The organism is Marinobacter sp. W-8 (genome assembly GCF_044342215.1).
GTDB lineage: Bacteria > Pseudomonadota > Gammaproteobacteria > Pseudomonadales > Oleiphilaceae > Marinobacter > Marinobacter nauticus.
On sequence record NZ_CP172297.1, the window covers coordinates 3,708,557 to 3,733,079 of the forward strand.

Sequence of the window (24,523 nt, forward strand, 5' to 3'; positions counted from 1 at the left end):
CGGGCACACATACCCGGGCGACGGAACACAGTTTAATACAAGCTGCGGGGTATGCGGTACCCTGAGAGCAATTGCTCTGTGAACGGGTTGGTATTGCTGGCCGCGTGCAGGCGATAACGCATTTCCCCGTCATCCACCGTGAACTTCACGTCCACCGCATTGCTGCTGACACCGGTGATGTCCGCCTTACCCAACAACCGGAACAGTGCCCAGGGACCGCTCTCGGAAATGCTCCGGGGCGAGCGGTTAACCTGAATCGGCACCAGTGTTACCCGGCTCTCCACGGTGTCCCGCAGGGTGTTCGGCCATACCAGCGGAATGCTCTGGCTGGGGCCATGGGAGAACTCCACCAGCTGGCCATCGATGTTCACCACCGAGCGACGTTTATTGTTGCTGAGGTTCAGGGGTTCCAGCGCGAATTCCACATCCAGCGTACCGCTGCGGGTGAAGAACGCCTGGCGAATCTGCCGGGCACGGTCCAGCGCAGCAACCACATCCCGGCGCACCAGGCTGGCCCGGCGGGCATCACCCACATGTTCCGGGTGGTCTTCCAGGAACAGCTTCAGGTTGTCGTTGTAGAAGGTTTCCAGAATACCGTCCGGCGCGAAGAACCGCTCGAAGTCCTGCAGCGCGGCATCACGCCCTGCCCCCTGGGTAAACGGATAATGCCGGGCCAGGTTCTGCTGGAATGGCTGATAAACCTCGCGATACCAGTCACGCTCCAACTGGGCTACCGCACTGTCCAGAACCACCCGCCAGCTTTCGGTGGCCAGGCGGTTCAGTATCCGGTTCAGGGGTTCCGGCTGATGACCGGCCATGCGTTGCAGCGTGAAGATAGGGTCTGCGCCCTGCAGGCCCATGCGGGCACGGGCGGCACTGAGGGCGGCTTTGCCAGTATCCGGGGATTCCTGGATGTTACGCATGTATTCATGCAGCTCCGCCACCACCAGCATGACTTCCTCCAGCCCGGACGGCTCCTCACCCTGTTTGCGGGTAAGCTGGTTCAGGTCGCTGAACTGGCGCTCTATGTCCTGCAGCATGCGGTAATGGGGAGATTGCTCAAGCAACTTGCGTGCGGCTTCCGCTTCGCCTTCACCTACCGGAATCAGGCGGGTGTTTTCCCGCACCTGCGCCAGCAATCGGGCCAGTGGCTGATGGCCGCTGGTCAGGCTGTCGAGAATACGAACGCCGTGGTTGAGATCCTCAAACCGATGGATATCCAGCCGGCTCAGCGCTGTGCGCCAGGCCTCGGCATAGTGCTCGGCGTACAGCGTTTGCAGGCTGGCCAGCAGTTCGGCTTCATCAGCCTTGCTGAAATCAACATCATCCCGACGGCCCAGCACCCAGGCGTCAATCAAGGCCAGTTCGGTGACCGATCCGGATTCCCGAAGGAACCATTTTTCCAGGCCCTCCCGGGTCAACAACGCCGGGATCGAGAGTGGATCCTCAGCAGACGGCACATCCTCGGCAAGCGGTTCGCCGTAACTGTCCAGGCGTGTGAACACGGTCGAGAACGCCGGGCCGGAGCTGCGGGCCAGTTCCAGTGGTGTCGGGAAATCACGGCTGGCCTCGTTCTCCAGCTCGCGGTACACGCGATCCGAGGTGCTGATACGGCCAAGCTCGTGCTGTGCCCATTCAACACTGCTGCGGAAGGGCGCCAGAGCCATAGTGGCGGTTGGGTCGCCGTTGGCTGCCAGGTCCGACAGGTCGGTGTGGGCCATGGCGTATTGCAGGTGCCCATACAGGCGATTCTGCACATCGCGCTGGCCGGGGAAACGGGCCTGCCAGTATTCACGCATGTAACCGGAGACGATGTCGGTACGGCGGCCGCTGGCATCGTAAAGCATCCGCAGCACGCGCAGGTGTTCGAGCCGCTCAGTGCTGTTATCCGGGGCCTGGCCCATTTCCTCCATCACGCCAAACATCAGCGCAGGCAGGTATTGATAGGCCAACATGTTCAGGTAGGCCTTATCCACTTCCGGGCCCACCTTGTGCCCCTGGTACAGCCCCATGTCCGTCACGAGCGGCCACTCCTTACGGTAATCGCCGAAGGCCAGAGTGGCATCCCGCAGCTCATCCAGCGGTTGCAGCAGATTACGGCCGGTGGTGTCCGGCTCGTAGCCAACCGGCTGCCAGTCGTTCAGATAGCTTTTCACCCGGTTTTCCACCTGGGCGGCCGCTTCGGCATTCTGTAGAAAATAATGCTGCCAGCCCGCGGTCATGCCCGCACCGGCGGCCAGGGCCACCACAGCGGCTACCGCCACCCGTCGATGACGCTGGCGCACCACCCGCCGGTTATCCCCGGCCAGGCCCGCCTCCGGATAGATGATTTCGGGGAACAGCCCCTTGGTGAACAGGCTCGCAGACTGGCCACCACGCTGGGCCGGCTGAATCGGGTCGGACATCTGGTAGTTCCGGGCAGCAGCGGAGACAAAGGCGTCCTCGGGCACACCTTCCTGCAACACCGAGGTGAAGTAGGTGCCGCGTACCAGTGCCGGTGTGGAGAAGGCATCCGCCGACAGCAAATCCGTCAGGAACTGCTCCATGGCCGGCTTCAGGCCCGCCAACTGGCGGGTGAACGAATAAGCCGCCGCCCGTTCTTCGTTATCACGGGTGTTGGCCAGCACGTCCGGCAGGCGTTCGGTGAGCTCATCCACCATATCGGCGTAACGCTCGGCAAACTGTTCCAGCCACTGGTCCTGATCCTGCTGGCCGTCCAGCCTGAAGGTAAACCCCAGGGCCTTATCCTTCTCCGCCTTGCTGAGAGTACGGACAAACGGCGCAAATCCGTACATCAGATCCATCTTGGTGAAGGTCACATACACCGGCAGCCGGGACCCAAGCTGTTCCATCAGCTCCCGCAGGCGGGTGCGCAGCAGAATGGCGTGGGCTTCACGCTGCTGTTCGTTGGCGGCGCTCAGGCGCGCAAGATCCACAGCCAGGATAACGCCATTGAGCGGCCGCTGGGGCCGACTGCGTTCCAGCCAGGCGATAAAGTGGTTCCACAGCCGGCTCTGGATTTCACCGGTGGCACCCTCGCCCTGGTTCTGGCTCAGCAGTTCGCCATCCGGGTCGATCAGGACACCGTTGTCGCCAATCCACCAGTCAAAACTGAACGGGTTACGGTCGCCCCGGTTGTTACGGGTGACGTTGGTCAGGGTATAGGTTTGCCCGGCACGCTGAATCAGGCTGGTCTTACCGGCATCTTCCAGGCCCATCACCAGATACCAGGGCAGACGGTACAGGCCCTTGCGACCCGGCAGATTGCTTTTCAACGCCTGCAGCTGGCGGTCCAGCAGCCGCTGTTGGCGACGCTCCATGGGCAGAATCGGGTCTTCCTGCTCCCGCTGCTCCTCGGCCTTGGCTTTGTTCACTTTGCCCAGGCGACGGGCCAGCATGGTACCCCAGACCATCACCACCATCAGGACCACCCCGAGGGTGACCAGAGCACGCATCTGCCAGGCCATCAACGGGTAGTCGCCGTTGATTTCCAGGCGTGGCCCCAGCCACCACGTGGCTACCAGCAGGGCAATTACCCCCAGAGCCAGGGTGACGGGGGCGGCGCTGCGGATGTAGGGCAGAAGCCAACGACCAATGAGTAATGCTTTTCTCCACATGGTTTCCATTCCTGCGTTCGTTGCGTCTTGCGGGCGTTACGCCAGTCGTTCCAGTTGTTTTATAAGAGCCGGTTCCCAGTCTTCGAGAACCCGCCCCTGGATCTGGTTTTTCAGATCCTGAATCTGTTCGGCGGCCAGGGCTTTCAGGCCGGTTTCCTTGAGCAGCCGGGCCGTGGCCAGGCGCCAGTAGAAGCGCTCGCGCGGCTCCCGGGCATCGGCCAGACCCTGCTCCAGCAGTTCCATGGCCGGCGCCAGTTTGTTCTGCCGCACCAGCTCAAGCGCACCGTCGAATGCCTGCTCCCAGGGGTTGGCACCTGCGCCCGTTCCTTTGCCAGCCGCGGGGGCTGTGTGCAACCAATCAGCACCATCGTCACTGAGAAACGGTGTGCCATCGTTGAAGGTGAGCTCGGCCAGTTGCGGCAGGCGGTCGACAAACGCTTTCAGGGCTTCCCGGATGGCCTCCGCGCAATCGGTATTGCCAAGGGCCATGGCCGCCCGGGCGCTGAGCCAGTGGCCATCGAGCCAGAACGGGCTGACCGACAGGCTTTGTTCAATGCGCTGCCACAGTTCAAGGTCCGGTGTTTTCTCCAGAGCTTCCTTGTACTCGGCCACCCGGTCTGCGCTGACGGCGGCCAGATCTGTGCGCTTGCCATCCCGGGTTGGCGGCAGGCTGGTGATACTTTGCCAGATGGCGTACCGACGCATCCGGTAGCCCAGGGCGTTGTCCGGTTCGCTGCTGGTCAGCAGTTCGGCGACCTTGAGCAGACTCTGCCGGGTCGCACGCTCGTTACTCGGGTCCAGTGTCAGATTGCCCAGCGACGCGGCCGTAGTGTTGGAACTGGCCGAGCTGGAGGGCGATGAGCTGGCCGTGCTCTCCTGTTTGTTTGTCGGGGTGTTTTCAGACGCCGTCCGGGGCGCGGTGGCCTGGTCCGGCTTGGGCAGCTTTTCCACAGCCCGCTTCAGGTCGAACAGGGCGTCGTCAGGTAAATCCCGGTCTTTCGCCTGGGTGTCCAGTTTCTCAACCAGATCCAGACAGAACTGACGACCATCTCCTACACTGGCATCAAAGTTCAGGCTCTCAACCGCTTTAAGGGCCCGCTGCAGCATCTGCGTAAACAGCATCTTGCGAGCCCGCTGCCCCTTGGCACCGGGATAGGGCCACGCGTTTTCCCACCAGTCGTCCAGCACCCGATGCAGCAGGTACAGCGACAGGGCAAACCGTTCACCATCGCCGCCACGTTGCAGACTGAGCATGACAAAACCCAGCACCTTGATGTCCTTGCTGCGATCCGCCAGCAGTTTCAGTGCTTCGCTTTCAACCTTGTGCCAGTCGATGTCGTTGTGGGCCAGCGAGCCCACTTTCATGATCTCGTCTTCGAGAAACTCCAGCGTGCTGTCTTCAGCCAGGCTTTCGCCTACCCCGGTGTCTCCCGGGATCGGGTTCAGTACCTGATCCACGTAAGGATGCTGTTCAATCACCTGCATGCCATCACTCCTTACCAGCCACAGGCCTGGCGCAAAGGCTTGATCGCCTCAGCAAAGCCGTTGAGATCAAACAGCAGGCCATCAAGCTCCCGAACCCCCGCCTGAAGGCGCACATCCGGCTGGTTGACCACATCCAGTACGGTGCGGATAGCGGGCAGGCCGCGACCCGCGCTGACCACCAAACCTTCATCCCGAACCCGCCAGTGTGCCCGATGGGGCCCCAGAGTTACGTCCACTCGCTCGCGATCCAGTGGCTCCGGCAGCATGATGGCCAACTCGGTGATGTTGTTGTGGCACTGCAGCGACAGCACCGGGCGTGGAGGTTTTACCCCGAGCGCGGTCACCGTCACCAGATGACCCGCGGCGCTGCCGGTGTCGCGATAGACCACCCCGCCGGCATCGTTCCCGCTGGCCTGTGCAAACACCCGGCGCCAGCGCTCAGACTGGTTCACCAATGCCGGATGCTGGCCGGCCTCGTACTGCGCCAACGGCGTACCGAACACCTCATCAAAACAGGCCAGACGTTCCAGCCGGTTCGGTTGTTCAGTGCAGGCCCCGGCTTCCGCCAGGCGGGTATCGGCCCAACTGCTGGCACTCACCAGCAACAGGACCATCAAGGGCAATCGGTGCAGGTCTTTCAGGGTCATACGTCGGTTACCTGATACTTCAGACATTTATGGGCCAGTGTGCGTTTTGGCAGGCCCAGGCTTTCCGCGGCCTGGGCGCGATTGCCGCCATACTGGCGCAGACGTTCGCGGATGATGGCGGCCTCAAAGGCCTGGGCGGCGGCTTTCAGATCGCGGATATCATCGGCCGGAGGTACGCCCGGAATGGTTTTGGCTTCCACGAAGGCCATGGTCGACTCCGAGGAGTCGGCAAACAGATCGTCCAGGCGCAGGACCTCCGGCTGAATGTCGTCACCGGCCGGGGTCTGCAGACAGGCCAGTTCGATGATGTTGCGCAGTTCCCGGACATTGCCCGGGAAGTTGTAGTCGGCCAGCGCGCTCAGGGCATGGCTGCTGATGCCCAGCGGGCCACTGCCCTCGCGCTCGGTGTAGAGCCGGATGAAGTGACGGCTGAGCGCTTCCAGATCTTCACTGCGTTCCCGCAGTGGCAGAACGCGCAGGGGAAACTGGCTGAGGCGGTAGAACAGGTCCCGCCTGAACCGGCCATCCTCAATGCCCTCCTGAAGCGGCTGATGGGTGGCTGCCACCAGGCGGAAATCCGAATGTTGCTCTTCCCGGGCACCCAATGGCCGGAACTGTCGGCTTTCCAGCACCCGCAACAATTTGGATTGCAGTGCCATGGGCATATCGCCGATTTCATCCAGAAACAGGGTGCCGCCGTTGGCCTGGGCCAGCAGGCCTTCTTTGGCCTGGTCGGCACCGGAGAAGGCGCCCCTGGTGTGACCAAACAGTTCACTCTCCAGCAAGGTGTCCGGGATGGCGGCACAGTTGACCACCACCAGAGGCCCACTGGCACGGTCGGACATATCGTGGATGCCCCGGGCCACTACATCTTTGCCACAACCGGTTTCGCCCTGAATCAGCACTGACAGCTGGCTGCCAGCCGCTCGCACCACCTGGGCCCGGAGGTGGGTCATGGCTTCGGAATTGCCAACCAGGGTATAGGCCAACTGGCTGCAGCGCTGGCGCAGGCTTTCGGCATCGTGCAGGTGGTCCAGGGAGCGCTTGAGCAGCCGCCGTTGCCACACCTGGTCACGGGTTTGCAGCTGGCTGATCCATTGATGCACCAGCAGTTGCTTCAGGCCGCTGTAAAGTGGCTGCGTGACGATGCCCTGCCAGTCCGGGTGGTCGCCGCACAACACGAGCATACCGAGGGTGCGGCCATCTTCGCCTTTTAGTGGCTCCAGCCAGAAGCTTCTTGGGCGGCCACTGAGTTCCAGGAGCGTCTGGAAGCCGGCATGATCCAGGCGATAGCTGGCAGCACGGGTGAGTTCCCGCGGCTGGCCTGTCTGCAGCACGTGGGCAAAGGGGTGGCTGAAGTCGTTACAATCAAACTCGCCCGCTTCGTCCAGTTTGCTGCAGTGCAGGGTCCGGCCGCTGAGGTCGAGTTCCAGCGCCCAGCACTTGCTGAGCCCGAAGGCGCTTTCGAGTTGGCGGGTGGCGGTGTTCAACAGCGCTGGCAATGTGTCCTGTTTGATCAGTGCCACCGCCAGATCGATGCCGGTGTGCAGTTCCTTCTGCATCCTTCCCATGCTTTCATTCCCAGAATAATTACTTAGGAGATCGTCGCCCGCGCATCCTGCGGGGTGGCTTTCCAAAACACGCTGTGAATACATCCTTGTACGCTCCCTCATCGCTCGCCGCCCGCACACCGTGGGGTTGAGCTTTCCAAAACACGCCGTGAATACATCCCTGTAGGCTCCGCTCCGCCATCCATGGCTCCGCAGGGTTTTGGAAAGCTCAACCCCACGGTGCACTACGATTCAGGAGGCCTCCAGGCTAAGCGACGGTTCCTGTAAATCTGTTTTCTTCCACACCCAGTTTCACCTTCGTCACCGGCTCCCTGGCCGCCAGTTTTTCCAGCAGCGCCAACGACACCGGTGGCAGCAGTTCGCCTTCGATGATCGACTCCAGCATCCGCGCGCCGTTTTCACTTCTGGTGGCGCGGCTGCGAATGGCTTCGACCAGACCGTCTTCCAGTTCCACTTCGGTGTGGTAACGAGCTTGAATCTGGTCAGCCAGACGCTGGAGTTTGTCCTCAACGATGCGGTTAAGAGTGTCTTCACCCAGCGGCAGGTAGGGCACCACTTCCATCCGCGCCAGCAATGCTGGCTTGAAGAAGTTGGCCAGTTCCGGGTACAGGGCTTCTTCGATCTTCTCCGGCTCTTCCGCGTGGTTGACGATGGTCTGGAAGCCGAGGTTGGAGGTCAGGAAGAAGACCACGTTCTTGCAGTCGATCAACCGGCCTTCACCGTCGGCCAGTTCGCCTTTGTCGAAAGCCTGGTAGAACAGGTTAAGCACTTCCGGGTGGGCTTTTTCGACTTCGTCGAGCAGCACCACGGAATAAGGCTTCTGGCGGATGGCTTCGGTGAGGATGCCGCCTTCGCCGAATCCGACGTAGCCTGGGGGAGAGCCGATCAGGCGGGAGACGGTGTGTTTCTCCTGGTATTCGGACATGTTGATGGTGGTGAGGAACTGGCGGCCGCCGTAGAGCAGTTCAGCCAGTTGCACCACGGTTTCGGTTTTGCCGACGCCGCTGGGGCCTACCAGCAAGAAGGCGCCCATGGGGCGACCCGGCCGGCGCAGGTCGGCGCGGGCGGTGAGCAGGTGCTGGTGCAGGCAGTCGATGGCGGTGTCCTGGCCTTTGATATGGGCCTGCAGGTACGCCGGCAGATGGGTGATTTTTTCCAGCTCGTCGGTGGTCATGCGATTAACCGGAATGCCGGTCCAGTCGGCGATGACTTCGGCCACCTGGCGGGCATCCACCCGGGCATGTACCAACGGTTCGTCGGCCTGGAGTTCAGCCAGTTCCTGTTCGATGGCGGCGGCTTCGCTTTTCAGGTCCGGGCGTTCTTCGTGATCGCTCTCGGCCAACTCAACAGCAACATCATCGGCGGTTTCGCGCTCGACATCCCCCGCCAACAGCTGCTCACGAATCTCGACCAGCCGGGCAACAAGCTCCCTCTGGTCATTCCAGCTTTGTTCCAGCGCTCCGGATTCGGCGGTCAGGTCCGCAATCTTCTGTTCCAGGGCCTGTTCGCGCTCGGCATCCACGTTCTGGCCAAGCGTGTGTTCCCGGCTCAGAAGCTCCTGCTCCATAGCCAGTTGGTGCAGTTCACTGCGCACGTGACTGAGACGGCGTGGCGGTGTACTCAGGTTCAGGCTGACCCGGGCGCAGGCGGTATCGAGAACATCGATGGCCTTGTCCGGCAGCTGGCGACCGGCCAGGTAACGGGCGGACATTTCTGCGGCGGCTTTAAGAGCGCTGTCGGCGATCAGTACCTGATGGGCTTTTTCGTAGACCGTGCGCAGGCCACGGAGGATGTGGACGGCTTCGCCCGGCGTTGGCTCGTCCAGGGCCACCGGTTGGAACCGGCGGCTGAGAGCCGGGTCTTTTTCGAAGTATTTCTTGTACTCGCGCCAGGTGGTGGCAGCGATGGTGCGCAGTTCGCCACGGGCCAGGGCTGGCTTCAGCAGGTTGGCTGCGTCGGAGCCACCTTCGCTGTTACCCGCACCGATCAGGGTGTGAGCTTCGTCGATGAACAGGATGATCGGGGTCGCCGAACCTTTCACGGCTTCGATCACGCCCTTCAGGCGTTTTTCAAACTCGCCCTTCACCGAGGCACCGGCCTGCAGGGCACCCATGTCCAGGGTCCAGAGTTCAACGGTTTTCAGTCGGTCCGGTACGTCACCGTTGACGATGCGCAGGGCCAGGCCCTCCACCACGGCGCTTTTGCCCACGCCAGCGTCGCCCACCACGATGGGGTTGTTCTTGCGGCGACGGCAGAGGATATCGATCATCTGATCGATCTCGGCATCGCGACACACCACGGGGTCCAGTTTGTCTTCCCGGGCCAGCTTGGTGAAGTCGGTGGCATAACGCTTGAGCGGGTCCATGTCGGCATCCGCCACAGGCCTGGCCGCGCCGTTTTCGGTCAGTTGCGGGCGCTCAACGGAGCCTTCGGTTACCCGGTCAAACTGCTTACGCAGCTGTTCCCGGTTTATGTCCACCAGGGCCTGGGCCACCCGGGGGATCAGGTAGCGGTCGGCGTTCATCAGCAGGGCCAGGAACACGGCACCGGAGCGCAGTTCGGTGTGGCCCAGTTCGGTGGAGGCCATCAACCAGGCATCCTGCAGCAGCTCCACCAGCAGCGGCGAGAACGACGGATACGGTTCGGCGGTCTGAGGTTCGCCGTTCAGGCTGTCACCCACCACGGGTTGCAGTTGCTGGTGGTTGATGCCGGTGTGTTCCAGAATCTGGCGCACATCCGAGAACGGCGTTTCCAGCAGTTTGAACAGCAGGTGCGCCGGGGTAATCTCGGCGCCCTGACGGCTGATGCACAGGGCCGCGGAAGCTTCCAGAGCCTGGCGTGAAATGTCGTTGAGGCGCCCGATCAGCGCCGGCAGTTCTACCCGAATCACAGTGATGTCCTTATTTCGGTAGTTGTTCCAGAACGCTGAGCACATCCCTGATGCGTTCGTTCAGCGCCATGTTATAGAGCGAATAGATCCCGGCCATGGCCGCCACAAACAGGCCTCCAATACCCCACAAGGGCAAGCCGCTGCGCAGGCGGTTGCGGGCCGGCATCAGGTTTTCCGTGGCATCGGCCAGCGGCCGGCTGTCGCGGTCGCCACGCAGTTCGCGAAGCTGGTCATAGAGGCCACGAACCACCTGTTCGTATTCGTCCCGACCGTTTTCCATGACCTTGTAGCGACCCTCAAAACCCAGACACAGGCACAGATAGATGAACTCAAGCATGTCCCGGTAGCGGGTCGGCTCTTTTTCCATGCGGGCCAGGATGGCAAACACCTTTTCGCCACCCCAGGTTTCGTTATGGAATCGGCTGAGCAGCGAATGCTGAGACCAGACGCTGTGGGCGCCCCAGTCGGTACCCAGCACAGCCTCGTCGATGAAGGCGCAAAGCACGTAGCGGTAGGCCACCACCGTGGGGCGCTCATAGCCCTGCTCGACCAGTTCCCGGTCAACGGCGGCGACTTCGTCCACTACCTGCTGGTACAGGCTTTCCACCTCGCGGAAATCCGCCAGTCGCCGCACCCGAATAACCAGTCCCAGCAGCGGGGTGGCGGCGTCAATCAGCCGGTTGTCTTCCAGGCCACGAAGCTGGAAGCTGCGGTCATCGGATTCAACCGGCGACTGGCCGGCGCCGCTATCGGCAAACAAAAGGTCGCTGAATGCACGATCACCTGAATCCCTGGTGTTGTCTGGTCTGTCCATTACCGGTGCATCTGCCATGATTTAGCTCCTGATTGCCCAGAATTGCATCTCCAGCCCCGGGAAGCTGCCCGCCACGTGGAAGGCAAATCCACTGGCGTTGTCCAGCATCTGCCAGGCCTGGCTTTGATCGTCCAATCGGAAATACACAAAGCCGGCGTGATAAGGTAACTGACGCGGGGCCACCGGAAGTGCCGACAGTGGGATGCCCGGTAACTGGAGGCTGATGAGGTCCCGAATCTTCTCCACGGAGGCCACCTTGCACTGCAGAACGAATTGTTTGCGCAGGTCGTCCAGTGGCATATCGGCTTTGACCGCCAGAATGAACTCGGCATCGTTCATCAGCTGGCCATCCTGAACCGGTGCGACGGTGAGTCCGTACTGGCGTTGCTGCAGGGCAATCGACAGCGCCCGGGGTTCCAGGACCGTGCTCAACGCCTGCCGCAGAATCTGCATCAGCGGGCTGAAACAGCCTTCCGGCAGATCGTGATCGTAAGGGGTGAATTCCCTCGGCAAACGGCTCTCATCGGTAAAGGTGACCAGCTCGCCACACAGCTCCAGAAGCGCTTCGTACAGACGCTCCGGGTGCAGCTGACGCAGCCGTGCCAGGTGCATGAAACGCGGGTGCGCCCGGTTCAGCATTTGCAGCAGCATGAAATCCGAGACATCGGCGACACCACCCTGCCCGGGCGCGCCCACCCGTTCGGCAATGTTACGGGCCCGTTCCTGCATCAAACCCGCCATCTCACCGACAAAGCGCTGAAGCCTTGGCGCCGAGCGCACGCTGAGCATGGTCGGCAGGAAGTTCGGGTCCATTACCAGGCTGCCATCGGGGCGCTTTTCCAGAATCCGGCCAATGGCCAGTGCTGCATAGGCACTGCGGTCTTCCCGCTCCAGCATCAGGCGCGGAGCCACCCGCCCCACATCGATGGTGTGAGCATCGCCGTCAATGGAATGCAGATCCCGCACTTCCACCGGCTGCGCCTGGAACCGGCCGGCCACGGGTGCTTCCGGCCATTCGACTTCGGCCAGGCTATCGCTGCCCAGAGGTAAAGCCAGATAGACCACCTGGTTGGCCACCGAGGCATCCGTGATCTCCAGCGGCTCCGGCATCACATCGTCCTGGGGCAGGTTGAACCGGGTTCCGTCCGGAAACAGTCCAGAGGCCCGCACCAGTCCGACCCGACCAAAGCTCAGGTATTCGGCATTGAGCTCCAGATCACTGAACCCGAACAGGTAGTCCGAGACGGCCAGAGCCCGTTCGTTAATCTGGTGTTCCAGATAGCGTTGCTGTTGCTGGAAGTGCTGGGGTTTGATGAACAGCCCATCACTCCAGACCACTCGATTCGTGACTGCCATTAGCTTTCATCCGACCGTCTGAGTTGCACTTCACGTTCGCGCAGGTTCACCAGCAGGTGATACCGTCCGCCAATCGGGTCGACCTTCACCACTTTTTTCCACTGGGACAGGTTCGGGTAGGCGTAAAAGGCGATCACGGCGATGTAGCGGGTGTCTTCGCTGACCTCAAACGGCTCGACAAACTTGAACTGACCAGGCACCAGACTGTAATCGCTATGGTCCACGTAGTTCTGGCCCAGAGAGTCCTCCAGGTCGTTCAACAGCTGGTCGAAATCGCCCGCCATCAGCAGCGAGCTGTCCCGCAGTTCGATCACCTGAAACGCAATGGGTGTGGGCGCCAGGGATTCGTTCGGGTTCACGTTCGGTTCCGCCAGCATGGTCAGATCCACCCGGCTGGGCAGATCTTCCGGGTAGCCAACAGGAATATCAGGATCCCAGAGCACCTTGGCGGTCTTGGTCACCGCGTTGTAAGGGGTGCTACACCCCGCCAGAATCAAAGCAACAACCAGCAAGCTCCATTTGCAGTACTTCACAACAGTTTCTCCCTCTGTAATTGGCGCAAGTGTTGGTCATAAGCCTGGTCGAACACTTCCTGGAACAGGCGTTCGAAACCCTGCTGACGACTGGATTTCAGTTCACGGTAATAGTGTTGGTACATATCCCAGGCCCAGCGGCCCTCGTCTTCGTTGTCCTGCAAACCACGGCGATAGCCGTGAAACCGGCGCAACAAGGCTTCCGGTGAGAAGGCGTGCAGAATGGCTTCCAGCGCCTCGCGAATGGCTTCACGGGTGGCCTGCTGGTGGTGATTCAGGCTTTCCAGACTCTCACGGACAGCAGCGGGGGCCGACAGATGCACCGGGCTGCGCTGGGCGGCAAACAGAGTCTGAATGGTGTCCGGATAGTCGTTGGCCAGCCGCAGCGGGTTGTCCTCGATGGGCTGCAAGCGGGTCCGCAGCGCCTGGTGACGGCTGTCTTCGCCCTGATGCAGCGCCAGCAATCCTTCCACCGTTGCCTTCAGGGTCTGCCCGGCTTCCTCCAGAAACAGCCGCATTTCGTCGCTGTCGGCAAAATCAATATCCGCATCCAGCCCCCGGAGCAGTGGTGCACCACTGATGTGCTGGCGGCTGACCTCCCGCGTGTTTCGTGTCGTTTCGGACATTCCCTGTCGTTCCTTATGCTCGCGTTGTGGGGTGACCGGCAGGCCCATGGCCACATCCCGGTTCTCCCGGTACTCATCGGTAACTTCAGCCGAACGGGCAAACCAGGCTTGGTCGCTGGCCAGCAGCTCGGGGGCATCCTCATCCGGGCGCGCCGGTTTTTGCTGCCAGGGCGCCAGCGGATCACAGCTGACCGGATCGCCGGCTGCCGGCTGCAAGCCCTCCAGAGGCTCGCGACCTTCAGGCCGGCTCTGTTCGTTAGCGGCATGCCGTAAACCACTCTCGGGCGCATCCACCAGACCATGATCTTCGCGTGCGTCGTGTTCGGTTTCACTGACAGCCGCCGGTGCGCCGGAGAGCTCGGCCCGTATCTGGTAGCGGCCAATGGTCACGGTGTCGCCGTGGCTCAGTCGGGCACGACGGCCCCGCCCCACAGGCTGACTGCTGCTGTTGATGTAGGTCCGGCCACTGCGATCAATCAGGCAGAAGCCACCGTCCAGGTAACGCACCTCGGCATGGCCGGCAACAGCGCCGGTACGGTGAGGCGAAAGCTGCCAGCTGTCGCTGGCCGCGGTGCCGATGGAACCGCCACGGGTTCCGAAGCTGTGTTCAATGCTGGCGCCACCACCGGTTTCCGTCGGGTTGGTGATCACTAATGTCAGTTCTGCTGCTTGTTGTGCCACGTCTCCGGCTCCCTGCCCTAACGTCTGATCTGTATTCGCACCGCCGGACGCTCACGGGCCCGGTCCGGTGTTACGAAGGAATTCCAGCCCAGGCGAACATCCTCGCCCAATTGTATGGGGCGAATATCCTTGGGCCGCATTTGCAGCTCCAGGTCATAGGCCAGCTGCTCCCGGGTAGCGAACTCCACCAGCTTGACCAGGCGCTCGTGGTCCCGGCCGTTGGGCAGAAAGTCCGCAAACCGCTGCCGGGTCAGATTGCGCAGCCGGAGAATGAACTTGCCGCTGCGATCCCGGATGCGCGAACCTACCAGCGTGTCTTCGCCCAGGGTGGCGTTGGCCCTGCCCAGCGAGGTTTGCTGATCCCGAGCGATGTCCACTTTGCGCAGTACCCACTGTTCGATGCTAACGTCGTCCAGGTCAAAACAGTGGCCGATGATGCCGCTGACCACTTCCGGTGACCGGCTCCGGCCCGCCATCAAGCCGGCATAGGCCAGCATCTTGGACCAGTTCACCGGTGTCGCTTCCCGCAGCCGACTGTCGCCCAAACCGGTCAGGGCAAACACCAGCTCCGAAAAACCGTCGCTGGCCCCGGGCTGGAACCGGATGTAGTAGCGGTATTTGCGCCAGGCCCGATGGAACAGGGTCACCAGCCGGTGATTGAAGAAATCCAGAAAATGCCGACGAACACCGAGATTCTGCCCCGCTTCCCAGGCCAGATCTTCCAGGTAATAACCGGGCAGTGGCGACTGGGAGCCGTGAAGCCCCAGGAAGCTGACTTCCATCTGATAGGGAGCGTGCTCATGCTCCGGCGACAGCGCCGACACCACATCACTGCCGGGAAACCCCAGGCCGGCCGAGGCCGAGAACCGGATGCGTTCCTGGCGGGGCTCATCGTGACCGCCACGCTCCAGGTCGTCTCCATGGTGCCGGTGAATCAGATCCACCAGCTGAAAAAAACTGTATCGCCGCGCGTTGCCGAGAACGGGTTCCAGCCCGGCTACATCAGCGGCTGCTGACCTTGCTGTAACGTCCATGTGTACCGTTCCTGATTGTCTGTATTCACCACTTCCAGTTGGTGAAACGCATTGATACTCGCGTAAAGCGCAAAAAACTGACTCAACACCGTGCCGAACAGGTAGAGGTCACCTTCACTGGCAAACCCATGCTGATCCAGCTGCAGCTCTGAGCGGATACCGCGCACCGGCAGCCCGCGAATCATGCGGTCAACCGGCTTGGTGGTGATGCCCGTGATACCCGCCAGCCGCTTCTGGGACACCCGCTCAGCCTGTCGGTCGACGAGGGCCCGGAAGTCATACACCCGCAGCACGGTGCGCAGGGCATCCACATCCAGCATCGAAAGGTAGTTCAATGACAGGTTGGAGATCAGCGTCCACAACAGGCTGCCGTCCAGGGTCGGCCGCAGGGTCGCCGTCGGGCGCGTGATATTGCTGAACGCGGCAAAGGCCGGTGTGCTCTCGGTGGCCATGCACACTTCCCCGACCGCCAGTTGTTGTGGCAACTGGCGATTGGTGCAGGTGAGCGTGAGCGAGACCGCTTCCTGACGATTCAGACATTCGGTTTCATCACCACGAACAAAGGAAATGTAGTGATCAAAACCATCCCCACGCACGCTCTCCCGGGTACGTACCCGGTAGTACAGGGCGGTGCGGCCCCGATCCCGCTCCACTTCATGCTGGAAACTCTCAAACGCCGTGTAGATGCGCGGCTCGCCTCTACCGGAACGACCTTCCAGCCAGCCCTCAACCTGCTCGATACTGAACACCTCGTAGTGTTCCGGGCAGCGGCTGGAGGGTGAAATACGGTATTCAGTCTGGCGACCGTTCAGGTCTACCGGCTCGCCTTCGTGGCTGAACAGATTAACCGCGGGGGTGCAGTACAACTGCATGGAGTCGCGGGTTACCCGGGTGTCCGGGGGCAAAATCCGGCTGAAGTGGAAACGCAGACTGATCTCATCAGCCTGCACCGCTGGCAACCGGGATTTCAGGCCGGTGATATCAACAAACCGGAAGGCCTCCGGAAAACTCAGGTACTCCTGGATAATCCGGTAGCCGGCATAAGCATTCTTGGGATAAGGCAGGATCGCCTCGTCTGCCGCAAAGCCAACCGGCTGCAACAGGGATGAAGGCAGGCTGACCACACGGTCGCCCACCACCAGTTCCATACGGCTGAGGTAATGGTTCAGCCACAGATACAGAGTCTCTGCCGTGTGGTTGTCGCCGCCCAGGTAAAAGCGCAGATTTTCCAGGCCAATGCCATTCAGTGGCTGGTCCGTATGCAGCGCCAGGTCTACGGTCACGGAGGATACTTCCCGTGAGTGCTCGGCATTAGTCTCGGCCACACTGATCGGAAAAATATCCACCGACCGGCAGGTGCGGAACCGGCATTGGGTCTGGCGGCTGGCGTCGCCCAGGGGGCGGCTCTTGATCTCGGTATGACGATCCACAACCTGACGTTCACTGATGGCATGCAGCTGTGGATCAAAGCGCATGATGGTGCAGCTGGGCACTGGCCGCAGATAATTGGGCCAGAGCATGTTCAGCAGCGAATGGGTCAGCTCCGGAAACTCGTCCTCAACTTTTTCCCGCAGCTTGCCGGTCAGGAAGGCGAAGCCTTCCAGCAGCCGCTCTACGTCCGGGTCGGTGCTCTGTTCGGATAGAAAGCGGGTGAGCTGCGGGTGGGCTTCGGCAAATTCCCTGCCTTGCAACCGCAGAAAGCTCAACTCATCCCTGTAGAACCTGTTTAACTTCATGTTACTGCACCTTGCCTGCTTCCTTTCTGGCTCCGAATGATCCGGACCGCATTCCACTCAGATTTGCCGGAGGGGATGGGGATGCTTTTCTGGCGGGAAAAAAGATGTGTGAGCAAAGCGAGTTATTTTTTCCCAGAAGAAAAGTGTCCCCATCTCCTCCAGCCACCAAGTCTAAACAACCCGGTAGTACCGCTTATCATCCAATACCAGGTCTATGGTCGTCCGATCATCGCTTCCTGCAACGTTCAGGTAGACCGTCACCTGGAACTTCAACTGCAACGGGTCCGGGCCCGGTGGCATAGCCACCACATCCACCCGCTTAACCCGCGGCTCAAACTTCTCAATGCACTGGCGGATGGCCCCGCGAATCTGGATGCTCAGGTCATGAGTGCCCAGCGTGGCGTCGTTGAAATCCAGCAAGCCAAGATCCGGTGCGCTGCTGCTGTTGCCTGGGTGGGCGTTCAGCAGTCGCACCAGGTGGCGCTTGATGGATTCCACCACATGGGTGAACTCGCCCATGCTCTGGCCCGCGGGAGCGGCAGCCTGTTCAAGCCGTTCAAACAGGCTGCCGGTGTTGCGAACGCCGTCAGTACCGGTGCCGCCGAACACGGATTAATCCTTGTCCAGTCGGCCAACCAGCGAGAGTTCAAAGTTGGCGCCCATGTATTTGAAGTGCGGACGCACTGCCAGGGAGACCTGGTACCAGCCCGGATCGCCTTCTACATCGGAGACTTCCACTTTCGCGGCACGCAAGGGGCGGCGACTGCGGACGTCTGCAGGCGGGTTTTCCTGGTCGGCCACGTACTGGCGAATCCAGGTGTTCAGTTCCCGCTCCAGATCCTGGCGCTCTTTCCAGGAGCCGATCTGCTCTCGCTGCAGTACCTTGATGTAGTGGGCCAGGCGGTTCACGATCATCATGTACGGCAACTGGGTACCCAACTTGTAGTTGGTTTCTGCTTCCTTGCCTTCCTTGGTGTTCGGGAACTGCTTGGGCTTCTGCACCGAGTTGGCGGAGAAGAACGCGGCGTTATCGCTGCCCTTGCGCATGGTCAGGGCGATGAAACCTTCTTCCGCCAGCTCGTATTCGCGACGGTCGGTAATCAGCACCTCAGTCGGAATCTTGGCTTCCAGCTGACCGAAGGACTCGAAGGTGTGCACCGGCAGATCTTCCACCGCACCGCCACTCTGGGGGCCAATGATGTTCGGGCACCAACGGTACTTGGCGAAGCTCTCCGTCAGGCGTGTGGCCAGCAGGTAGGAGGTATTGCCCCACAGGTAATGCTCGTGGTCACCGGAGACATCTTCCTTGTAGTTGAAGCTGCGCACCGGGTTTTCAGTCGGATCGTAAGGCACCCGCAGCAGGAAGCGCGGTGCGGTCAGGCCCAGGTAACGGGCATCCTCAGATTCCCGCAGAGAGCGCCACTTGGCGTATTTCGGGCCTTCGAAAACGGCGCTCAGCTCTTTGATAGCCGGCAGTTCCTGGTAGCTGTCAACGCCGAAGAACGACGGTGCAACCGAGGACAGGAAGGGCGCGTGGGACATGGCGCCAACCGACGACACGTACTGCAGCAGCTTCATGTCCGGTGTTGACGGGCTGAAGGCGTAGTTGCCGACAATCGCGCCCACCGGCTCACCACCGAACTGACCATACTCGGCGGCATAGATGTGCTTGTAGAAGCCGGTCTGGGTCACGTCCGGAGCAAATTCGAAGTCTTCCAGCAGTTCGGTCTTGGTGGCATGGAGGATATCCACCTTGATGTTCTCGCGGAAATCGGTGCGATCCACCATCAGTTTCAGGCCACGCCAGGACGATTCCAGTTCCTGCAGCTTGGGCGCGTGCAGAATCTCATCCATCTGGGCGCTGATTTTGCGATCCAGCTCGACCACCATCTGGTCGACCAGCGCCTTGTTGACCGGCTGGCCTTTTTCATCGCTCTTCAGCAGGTTGGCAATAAACGTGGCCACCCCTTTACGGGCAACATCGTAGCCTTCATCGGCCGGCGCCATACGGCTGTTGGCCATGACCTGGTCAAGCAGAGAGCCTTCTGCTACGGATTCGGAGGCAGCAGATTGCTGCACAGCAGTATCAGACATACCACATCCCTTCAGTACGTGATTGATAATCGGTGTAGGTTACCGGGTTCCGGTGTTGCGATTACTCGCCGCCGTCGGTGGCCAGCTCAAGTTCAGCCAGCAGCTTTTCCCGGGCGTCGTCGTTGTCCAGCAGCTCCTGCAGCTTGGAACGGAACGAAGGCACGTTGCCCAGCGGGCCCTTGAGGGCAACCAGGGCTTCACGCAGCTCAATCAGCTTCTTGAGCTCAGGGACCTGGCGGGCAATGCTGTCCGGAGAGAAGTCTTCGAGCCCCTGGAATTCGAGATTCACGGGGAGGTCGTCGGCACCGTCTTCGAGCTTGTTGGAAACACTGGTGGAAAGCGTCAGACCCGCTTCCTTCATGACAGAACGGAAGTTGTTCTTGTCGACGGAAATGGCCTTACGGTCTTCAATGGGGGTTTCTTCAGCGTGACCCTTGAAATCGCCAACCACGAACATCTTCAGTGGCAGTTCGGTTTCGGCCTGCTGATCGCCTGTGGCGGGGACATACTTGATATTGATGCGCTCTTTCGGCGCAACGGAACCGTCTTTGGCAGACATGGCGTGCTCCCTGTGCAAGTCATTTGCAATTGTATCGATCCTTGGTGCCTGCCCTCCTGGCAGACAACGCGTAAAACTGTACACAGGTCACCCAGGGTTCTCAAGCAAAAATTGGCCAGCGATGGCTCAAAATGTGTGCTTGGGCAAACTTTTGCCAGATTGCCAGGGCGACCGGAAAACCGCTGTTTCGGTCAATGACGCCAACCAGCCCCGTCGCTATACTGCCGACTTGAACGGAAAAAAACCACCAACACCACGGAGACACAACATGAGTGACCTGAAAGCGAAGTTCGAAGAAGCGGTAAACTACATCCAGACGGCGGAAGGCGACTTCAAACCTTCCAACGAAATGAAACTGGAATTCTATGCCCTTTACAAGCAGGCCACCGAAGGGGATGTCAGCGGCAAGCGCCCGGGCATGATGGATTTTGTTGGCCGGGCCAAGTACGACGCCTGGGAGAAACTCAAGGGCATGTCCAGCGATGACGCCATGCAGCAGTACATCGACAAACTTGAATCCCTGAAGTAACGCCCCTGCCCCGCCGCCACACCGGCTGCGGGGCACCGCACCCGCCAGAATTTTGCGCCGTTCAAACGTTTGTCATATGATGCGCGCAACATAACAAAAACAAGCTTTTGAACGAGTAAACACCATGGACATTACTGAGGCCCTGGAGCAATCGCGCCCAGGCATGATTGGCCAGGTACAGGCCGCCATCCGCAAACGCGAACTGAATCAACGCGCCGAGCAAACCTATCTGCACTGGATCAGCCGATTTGTGCTGTTTCATGATCTGAAGGATCCGGACAATCTGGCCGAAGAGGATCAGAAGCTGTTCCTGACCTATCTGAGTGAAAAGATCCGGGTATCCCGGGCCCGACTGAATCAGGCCAGTCAGGCTCTGAGCTTTTTCTACGAAGATGTGCTCGGCAGGCCCGCTGCTGCAGCGGATTCAGCCGCTGCCTGAGCCCGGGCAGCGGGGCCGATGTTTAACGACCGGTGAGATTGGTATTCAGAGTATCGTAGGTACGGTTCTCGGGTGGCCGGATCACGTAATTGTTGCCGTGGCTCTGGCCCGGTATCACTTTGGGGTTACTGAAACGGATCTCGACGGGAATCTCGGAACGGCCCAGATCGGTTCGCGGGTCTCTCGGCTGCAGGGCCAGCGGGTCCAGATAGAAATCGTCATCCGTTGCCTGCTGCACCGGTACCCCGGCCGCCGGCGCTGCCAGCCCACCCTCAATCACAGTATTGGCCAGCTCCTCTTCCGCGACTGAGCGAAACGGAATCGTGTCGATTGTGGAACGCTCTTCGTACTCAAACGCGGCGTCATCGTCACTCTGGGCATAGGCAGGCAAGGCCATCAACAGCATCAACGGCAACGCCAGCAACGCTGCCCCGGCTCGTTTTCCCTCTGTCTGTTTCCTGGCATTCATGGCGTTCATCCCAACCCTAGCCGATCTTCCATTTTCCCTGACGGGTGACAATATTTGATCAGTCTATCGCCAAAAATGACCCTTTGCCCAGGCAAAAGCCAGTTTTGTGACAGCACTCACTTGTCGTTCGAGGCCATTTGGTAGCGGATATCGGTAATCACCACCTGCTTCCAGCCCTCAGGGGTTCTCACCGATACCTCGTCATCCAGATGCTTGCCAATGAGCGCCCGGGCCAGCGGAGAATTGATACTGAGATAGCCTTTTTCGAGATCGAATTCATCGGCACCCACGATTCGATACTCCTGCTCACTGCCGTCCTCATCCTCGATGGTCACCCAGGCACCAAAGAATACCCGGCTCCGGTCCTCTGGCAGGCGATCCACCACCGAGACCTCATCCAGCCGCTTGCTGAGGAAGCGTACGCGACGGTCGATTTCCCGAAGCTGCTTTTTGCCATAGATGTACTCGGCATTCTCGGACCGGTCTCCCAGGGCAGCCGCTTCACGTACTGCCTGGGTAACCTCTGGTCTCTTTACTTTCCATAGGAATTGCAGCTCATCCCGGAGCGCCTGCTCACCTTCGGGGGTGATATAGCGCGGCCGGTTGTTGCCTGAAGGCGTCTGGTTGGCCATGGGTGTCCTGGTTCAAGAAACAATGCATTTCGGAAGGGCAAAAAAAACCCCGTGAATCACGGGGTATAAGGCTAGCGCTGTGCTGGAGGGGGAAGCAAGCAGATCATCCGCCCGCTTCCGCATCTACACCCTCTATTCTGCACATTGACCATTACCTGCCTGTGGCCATGCGATTACCTTTTGGCAAGGCACGCCTTCCTCAATTTAGGTTGAACACTCTAGCGCCGAGGATTAGCGTGGCCGACAATGACACCTGATCTTTTCTGCATGGAGACACGCTAATGGATACCAAGAGATTGATGAATCTGGCACTTGAAGGGGTGGATAGCCTGGGTTTCCGGCTGGACCAGCTGGGCATCACCAGCCGCGTCAATCGCCACAATATTGCGGCCTTTCTGATGGCCGAACAGAAGCACCTGGAAGGCGAGTGGGACAGTATTCAGGCCAAGGTGGATCGCCGTCGCTCGCAGTTTGATCATATCAGCCAGCAGGTCGAGTCACGGGCCGACGCGGTACTTGGCCCTGTCCTGAGCCGTATCAACCGCTTTCGCGCCAGCCAGTAATCTCAGGCCGTGCCGGGTTCGGCGGAGGAGCGACCCTCCTCCGTTGAACCACCATTCTCAGACTGTGTGGCCTTGATCCGCTTTTTTACGGCGGTGTACGCTGGCATCCGGACCGTGACGGTCAAGCCCGGCATGTCGTCACCAGGATGGGTATCACTCAGAAGAATCTGGCCCTGATGAATCTCCGCCACCGCCGACACCAGGCTGAGACCCAGACCGTTGCCGGGTAACGAGCGGCTCTTGCCAACCCGGTAGAAGCGCTGGAAAACCTGGTCTTTCTCATCATCCGGAATACCGATACCGGAATCCTGAACCTCAAACACCGCTCCGCCGCCGTCCCGGCGAACGACCACCTTGATGGCACCATGCTCCGGCGTGTATTTGATGGCGTTGTCGATCAGGTTACTGATCATCTGGAACAGGAGATCCCGGTCTCCCTCAATCTGGACATTTTGCTCAAGTTCCTGAGAGAAACTCTGATCCTTGTCCTCAGACAGGGCCTCGTAGAGCTCACAGGCATCGCTGACCAGTTCATCCAGAGCCACCACCTTCATATCGGCCGAGTTGCCCCGAGTCTCCAGCCGGGCGATGCGCAGCAAGGCATTGAAGGTGGCCAGCAGCTGGTCAGCCTCCGCCACAGCCTGCCCGACATGCTCGCGCGCCTCGTCATTGTCGACCGTAATCAGCGTGTTTTCGAGCTGGTTACGCAGTCGCGTCAGTGGAGTGCGAAGATCATGGGCGATGCTGTCGGAAACATGGCGTATGCCTTCCATCAGATACACGATCCGGTCCAGCATCTGGTTCAGGTTTTCGGCCAGTTGATCAAAATCGTCGTCGGTCCCACGGGTCGGAATTCGGAGGGACAGGTGCCCATTCATGATCCGGCGGGAGGTGTTGTTGATCACTTCAATGCGTCGAGTGGTGCTTCGGCTCATCAGGAAGCCACCCAGGAGCGCCAGGGCAAGGGTGATTCCCATACCCCAGTTGATGGCAGTTTCAATCACCCGCTTGAGGTTGGTGAGGTCATCCACATCGCGCCCCACCAGCAAGCGCAAACCACCCTGGACCTCAAAGATCCGGGCCCGGGCCAGGCGCTCGGGGCCCTGCCAGCCAACGGAGGGATTCAGGGTGAAATTGATCCAGCCGCTGTCAGACGAGCGGCTGCCCTCTGGCCAGGTTTCAATATTCCCGGCCAGTTTCAGAAAGTCGTCTGTGGTCAACAGGTAAATGGACTTGGCATTCGGATCCCTGGCCACCCGTTCCCGGATGATGGTGATCAGACCATTTACACCACGACTGCGATACTGCTCCGCCAGGCCGGCGATTTCCGCTTCAATGGTCTCGTCGGTCTGGGCAGTCATGAACCCGGCTGTACGCCAGTAGATAAATGCCAACAGCAGAAACACCGAGGTGGCAAACACCACCATATACAGCAGGGCAAGCTGGAAAGACGATGTTCTGAGCTGACTAAGCAGTTTCACGTAACATGTATCCCGCCCCCCGCACTGTCTGCAGCAGGGGTGTATCAAATTCCTTGTCAATCTTGGCGCGCAGACGGCTGATGTGCACGTCGATCACGTTGGTCTGGGGGTCAAAGTGATAGTCCCACACTTTCTCCAGCAGCATGGTACGGGTAACCACCTGCCCGGCATTACGCATCAGATACTCCAGCAGCCGGAACTCCCGGGGCTGGACATCAATATTCTGGCCAGCGCGTTTCACGGTGCGGGCCAGCAGGTCCATTTCCAGATCCGCCACTTTCAGTACGGTCTCGGTCTCGGCGGCCTGACGGTTGCGCCGGATCAATGACTCGATGCGCGCCAACAGCTCGGTGAAAGAGAACGGCTTGGTCAGGTAGTCATCGCCACCGCCACGCAGCCCTTCGACACGGTCATCGACATCGCCCAGGGCACTGAGAATCAGCACCGGCGTCTGGTTGCCCGTGGCCCTTACCGTCTTGATAATGGAAAGGCCATCCATACCCGGCAACATCCGGTCGACAATCATGATGTCGTATTCTTCACTGGCCGCCATCATCATGCCTTCCTTGCCGTCGGCCGCATGATCCACCACGAAGTCGGATTCCCTCAGTCCCTTTAGCAGATAATTTGCTACATCCCGATCGTCTTCGATTACCAGCGCTTTCACCGGTGCTCCTCCTGATAGCGGAAAACATTAACAACAAGGGTACGAAGAACTCCGGGAACCGGCCAGTTACGATCTTGTAAGAGGGTGTCGCCTATGGCGA

21 protein-coding genes are annotated in these 24,523 nt (G+C 60.2%); 3 read left to right on the forward strand and 18 right to left on the reverse strand.

The annotated features are described in order from the left end of the window. Positions 1–32 precede the first annotated feature (32 nt). The 14 genes from tssM to tssB form a co-directional block, all read right to left on the reverse strand. On the reverse strand, positions 33–3,626 hold the full coding sequence (gene tssM, locus ACF8YQ_RS17215; protein WP_396622118.1) for a type VI secretion system membrane subunit TssM: 3,594 nt from the start codon (positions 3,624–3,626) through the stop codon (positions 33–35). Between the two features lie 27 nt (positions 3,627–3,653). Further along, the gene (tssA, locus tag ACF8YQ_RS17220) at positions 3,654–5,102 is read right to left on the reverse strand and encodes a type VI secretion system protein TssA (RefSeq protein WP_396622119.1); all 1,449 of its coding nucleotides are present in this window, start codon (positions 5,100–5,102) and stop codon (positions 3,654–3,656) included. Between the two features lie 11 nt (positions 5,103–5,113). Continuing rightward, positions 5,114–5,749 (reverse strand): type VI secretion system-associated protein VasI, encoded by a 636-nt coding sequence (vasI, locus tag ACF8YQ_RS17225; protein ID WP_023010927.1) that lies wholly within the window; start codon positions 5,747–5,749, stop codon positions 5,114–5,116. Then, the gene (locus tag ACF8YQ_RS17230; protein ID WP_396623328.1) at positions 5,746–7,311 is read right to left on the reverse strand and encodes a sigma-54 interaction domain-containing protein; all 1,566 of its coding nucleotides are present in this window, start codon (positions 7,309–7,311) and stop codon (positions 5,746–5,748) included. Before ACF8YQ_RS17230 ends, vasI begins: the two co-directional genes overlap by 4 nt. A 256-nt stretch (positions 7,312–7,567) precedes the next feature. After that, the gene (gene tssH / locus ACF8YQ_RS17235; RefSeq protein ID WP_396622120.1) at positions 7,568–10,255 is read right to left on the reverse strand and encodes a type VI secretion system ATPase TssH; all 2,688 of its coding nucleotides are present in this window, start codon (positions 10,253–10,255) and stop codon (positions 7,568–7,570) included. After that, positions 10,221–11,042, reverse strand: a complete 822-nt coding sequence (icmH, locus tag ACF8YQ_RS17240; protein WP_396622121.1) for a type IVB secretion system protein IcmH/DotU — start codon at positions 11,040–11,042, stop codon at positions 10,221–10,223. Before icmH ends, tssH begins: the two co-directional genes overlap by 35 nt. 3 nt (positions 11,043–11,045) lie before the next feature. Beyond that, positions 11,046–12,380 (reverse strand): type VI secretion system baseplate subunit TssK, encoded by a 1,335-nt coding sequence (tssK, locus tag ACF8YQ_RS17245; RefSeq protein WP_396622122.1) that lies wholly within the window; start codon positions 12,378–12,380, stop codon positions 11,046–11,048. Further along, on the reverse strand, positions 12,380–12,913 hold the full coding sequence (gene tssJ / locus ACF8YQ_RS17250) for a type VI secretion system lipoprotein TssJ (RefSeq protein WP_222447331.1): 534 nt from the start codon (positions 12,911–12,913) through the stop codon (positions 12,380–12,382). Before tssJ ends, tssK begins: the two co-directional genes overlap by 1 nt. Continuing rightward, positions 12,910–14,220: a type VI secretion system-associated FHA domain protein TagH gene (gene tagH, locus ACF8YQ_RS17255; protein ID WP_396622123.1), complete on the reverse strand. Its 1,311-nt coding sequence runs from the start codon at positions 14,218–14,220 to the stop codon at positions 12,910–12,912. Before tagH ends, tssJ begins: the two co-directional genes overlap by 4 nt. A 17-nt stretch (positions 14,221–14,237) precedes the next feature. Continuing rightward, positions 14,238–15,254 carry a type VI secretion system baseplate subunit TssG gene (tssG, locus tag ACF8YQ_RS17260; protein WP_396622124.1) on the reverse strand — a complete coding sequence of 339 codons (1,017 nt, stop codon included), beginning with the start codon at positions 15,252–15,254 and terminating at the stop codon, positions 14,238–14,240. Then, the gene (tssF, locus tag ACF8YQ_RS17265; protein WP_396622125.1) at positions 15,218–16,990 is read right to left on the reverse strand and encodes a type VI secretion system baseplate subunit TssF; all 1,773 of its coding nucleotides are present in this window, start codon (positions 16,988–16,990) and stop codon (positions 15,218–15,220) included. Before tssF ends, tssG begins: the two co-directional genes overlap by 37 nt. 171 nt (positions 16,991–17,161) lie before the next feature. Continuing rightward, on the reverse strand, positions 17,162–17,599 hold the full coding sequence (gene tssE / locus ACF8YQ_RS17270; protein ID WP_011787135.1) for a type VI secretion system baseplate subunit TssE: 438 nt from the start codon (positions 17,597–17,599) through the stop codon (positions 17,162–17,164). Positions 17,600–17,602: 3 nt separating this feature from the next. Beyond that, positions 17,603–19,084: a type VI secretion system contractile sheath large subunit gene (gene tssC / locus ACF8YQ_RS17275; RefSeq protein WP_011787136.1), complete on the reverse strand. Its 1,482-nt coding sequence runs from the start codon at positions 19,082–19,084 to the stop codon at positions 17,603–17,605. Positions 19,085–19,145: 61 nt separating this feature from the next. Next, positions 19,146–19,643, reverse strand: a complete 498-nt coding sequence (gene tssB, locus ACF8YQ_RS17280) for a type VI secretion system contractile sheath small subunit (RefSeq protein ID WP_011787137.1) — start codon at positions 19,641–19,643, stop codon at positions 19,146–19,148. A 268-nt stretch (positions 19,644–19,911) separates the two neighbouring features. Between tssB and ACF8YQ_RS17285 the strand changes: the two genes are divergently transcribed. Both ACF8YQ_RS17285 and ACF8YQ_RS17290 read left to right on the forward strand, forming a co-directional pair. Continuing rightward, positions 19,912–20,172, forward strand: coding sequence for an acyl-CoA-binding protein (locus ACF8YQ_RS17285; RefSeq protein WP_023010919.1), 261 nt, complete (start codon positions 19,912–19,914; stop codon positions 20,170–20,172). 124 nt (positions 20,173–20,296) lie between these two features. Continuing rightward, the gene (locus ACF8YQ_RS17290; protein WP_011787139.1) at positions 20,297–20,611 is read left to right on the forward strand and encodes a site-specific integrase; all 315 of its coding nucleotides are present in this window, start codon (positions 20,297–20,299) and stop codon (positions 20,609–20,611) included. Between the two features lie 22 nt (positions 20,612–20,633). Here ACF8YQ_RS17290 and ACF8YQ_RS17295 read toward each other — a convergent pair whose 3' ends face one another. Both ACF8YQ_RS17295 and greB read right to left on the reverse strand, forming a co-directional pair. Further along, a complete protein-coding gene (locus ACF8YQ_RS17295; protein WP_396622126.1) occupies positions 20,634–21,080 on the reverse strand; it encodes a hypothetical protein in 447 nt (148 codons plus the stop codon). Positions 21,081–21,196: 116 nt separating this feature from the next. Beyond that, positions 21,197–21,712: a transcription elongation factor GreB gene (gene greB, locus ACF8YQ_RS17300; RefSeq protein ID WP_014422972.1), complete on the reverse strand. Its 516-nt coding sequence runs from the start codon at positions 21,710–21,712 to the stop codon at positions 21,197–21,199. Positions 21,713–21,993: 281 nt separating this feature from the next. Here greB and ACF8YQ_RS17305 point away from each other — a divergent pair, with 281 nt between their 5' ends. Further along, positions 21,994–22,275: a hypothetical protein gene (locus tag ACF8YQ_RS17305; RefSeq protein WP_396622127.1), complete on the forward strand. Its 282-nt coding sequence runs from the start codon at positions 21,994–21,996 to the stop codon at positions 22,273–22,275. A gap of 2 nt (positions 22,276–22,277) precedes the next feature. On the opposite strand, the gene ACF8YQ_RS17310 is transcribed toward ACF8YQ_RS17305, so the two are convergent. Continuing rightward, complete coding sequence (locus ACF8YQ_RS17310) at positions 22,278–23,756, reverse strand: ATP-binding protein (RefSeq protein ID WP_396622128.1); 1,479 nt, start codon at positions 23,754–23,756, stop codon at positions 22,278–22,280. After that, on the reverse strand, positions 23,743–24,423 hold the full coding sequence (locus tag ACF8YQ_RS17315; RefSeq protein ID WP_011787144.1) for a response regulator transcription factor: 681 nt from the start codon (positions 24,421–24,423) through the stop codon (positions 23,743–23,745). Before ACF8YQ_RS17315 ends, ACF8YQ_RS17310 begins: the two co-directional genes overlap by 14 nt. Positions 24,424–24,523 lie beyond the last annotated feature (100 nt).

Coding starts and splice junctions, on each gene's coding strand:
- tssH (WP_396622120.1), bottom strand. CDS start 10,255: ATGTGCTCAGCGTTCTGGAACAACTACCGAAATAAGGACATCACTGTG.
- tssK (WP_396622122.1), bottom strand. CDS start 12,380: ATGGCAGTCACGAATCGAGTGGTCTGGAGTGATGGGCTGTTCATCAAA.
- tssA (WP_396622119.1), bottom strand. CDS start 5,102: ATGCAGGTGATTGAACAGCATCCTTACGTGGATCAGGTACTGAACCCG.
- tssF (WP_396622125.1), bottom strand. CDS start 16,990: ATGAAGTTAAACAGGTTCTACAGGGATGAGTTGAGCTTTCTGCGGTTG.
- ACF8YQ_RS17290 (WP_011787139.1), top strand. CDS start 20,297: ATGGACATTACTGAGGCCCTGGAGCAATCGCGCCCAGGCATGATTGGC.
- ACF8YQ_RS17305 (WP_396622127.1), top strand. CDS start 21,994: ATGGATACCAAGAGATTGATGAATCTGGCACTTGAAGGGGTGGATAGC.
- greB (WP_014422972.1), bottom strand. CDS start 21,712: ATGGCCAACCAGACGCCTTCAGGCAACAACCGGCCGCGCTATATCACC.
- ACF8YQ_RS17230 (WP_396623328.1), bottom strand. CDS start 7,311: ATGCAGAAGGAACTGCACACCGGCATCGATCTGGCGGTGGCACTGATC.
- vasI (WP_023010927.1), bottom strand. CDS start 5,749: ATGACCCTGAAAGACCTGCACCGATTGCCCTTGATGGTCCTGTTGCTG.
- ACF8YQ_RS17295 (WP_396622126.1), bottom strand. CDS start 21,080: ATGAATGCCAGGAAACAGACAGAGGGAAAACGAGCCGGGGCAGCGTTG.
- tssM (WP_396622118.1), bottom strand. CDS start 3,626: ATGGAAACCATGTGGAGAAAAGCATTACTCATTGGTCGTTGGCTTCTG.
- tssC (WP_011787136.1), bottom strand. CDS start 19,084: ATGTCTGATACTGCTGTGCAGCAATCTGCTGCCTCCGAATCCGTAGCA.
- icmH (WP_396622121.1), bottom strand. CDS start 11,042: ATGGCAGATGCACCGGTAATGGACAGACCAGACAACACCAGGGATTCA.
- tssG (WP_396622124.1), bottom strand. CDS start 15,254: ATGGACGTTACAGCAAGGTCAGCAGCCGCTGATGTAGCCGGGCTGGAA.
- tssB (WP_011787137.1), bottom strand. CDS start 19,643: ATGTCTGCCAAAGACGGTTCCGTTGCGCCGAAAGAGCGCATCAATATC.
- ACF8YQ_RS17285 (WP_023010919.1), top strand. CDS start 19,912: ATGAGTGACCTGAAAGCGAAGTTCGAAGAAGCGGTAAACTACATCCAG.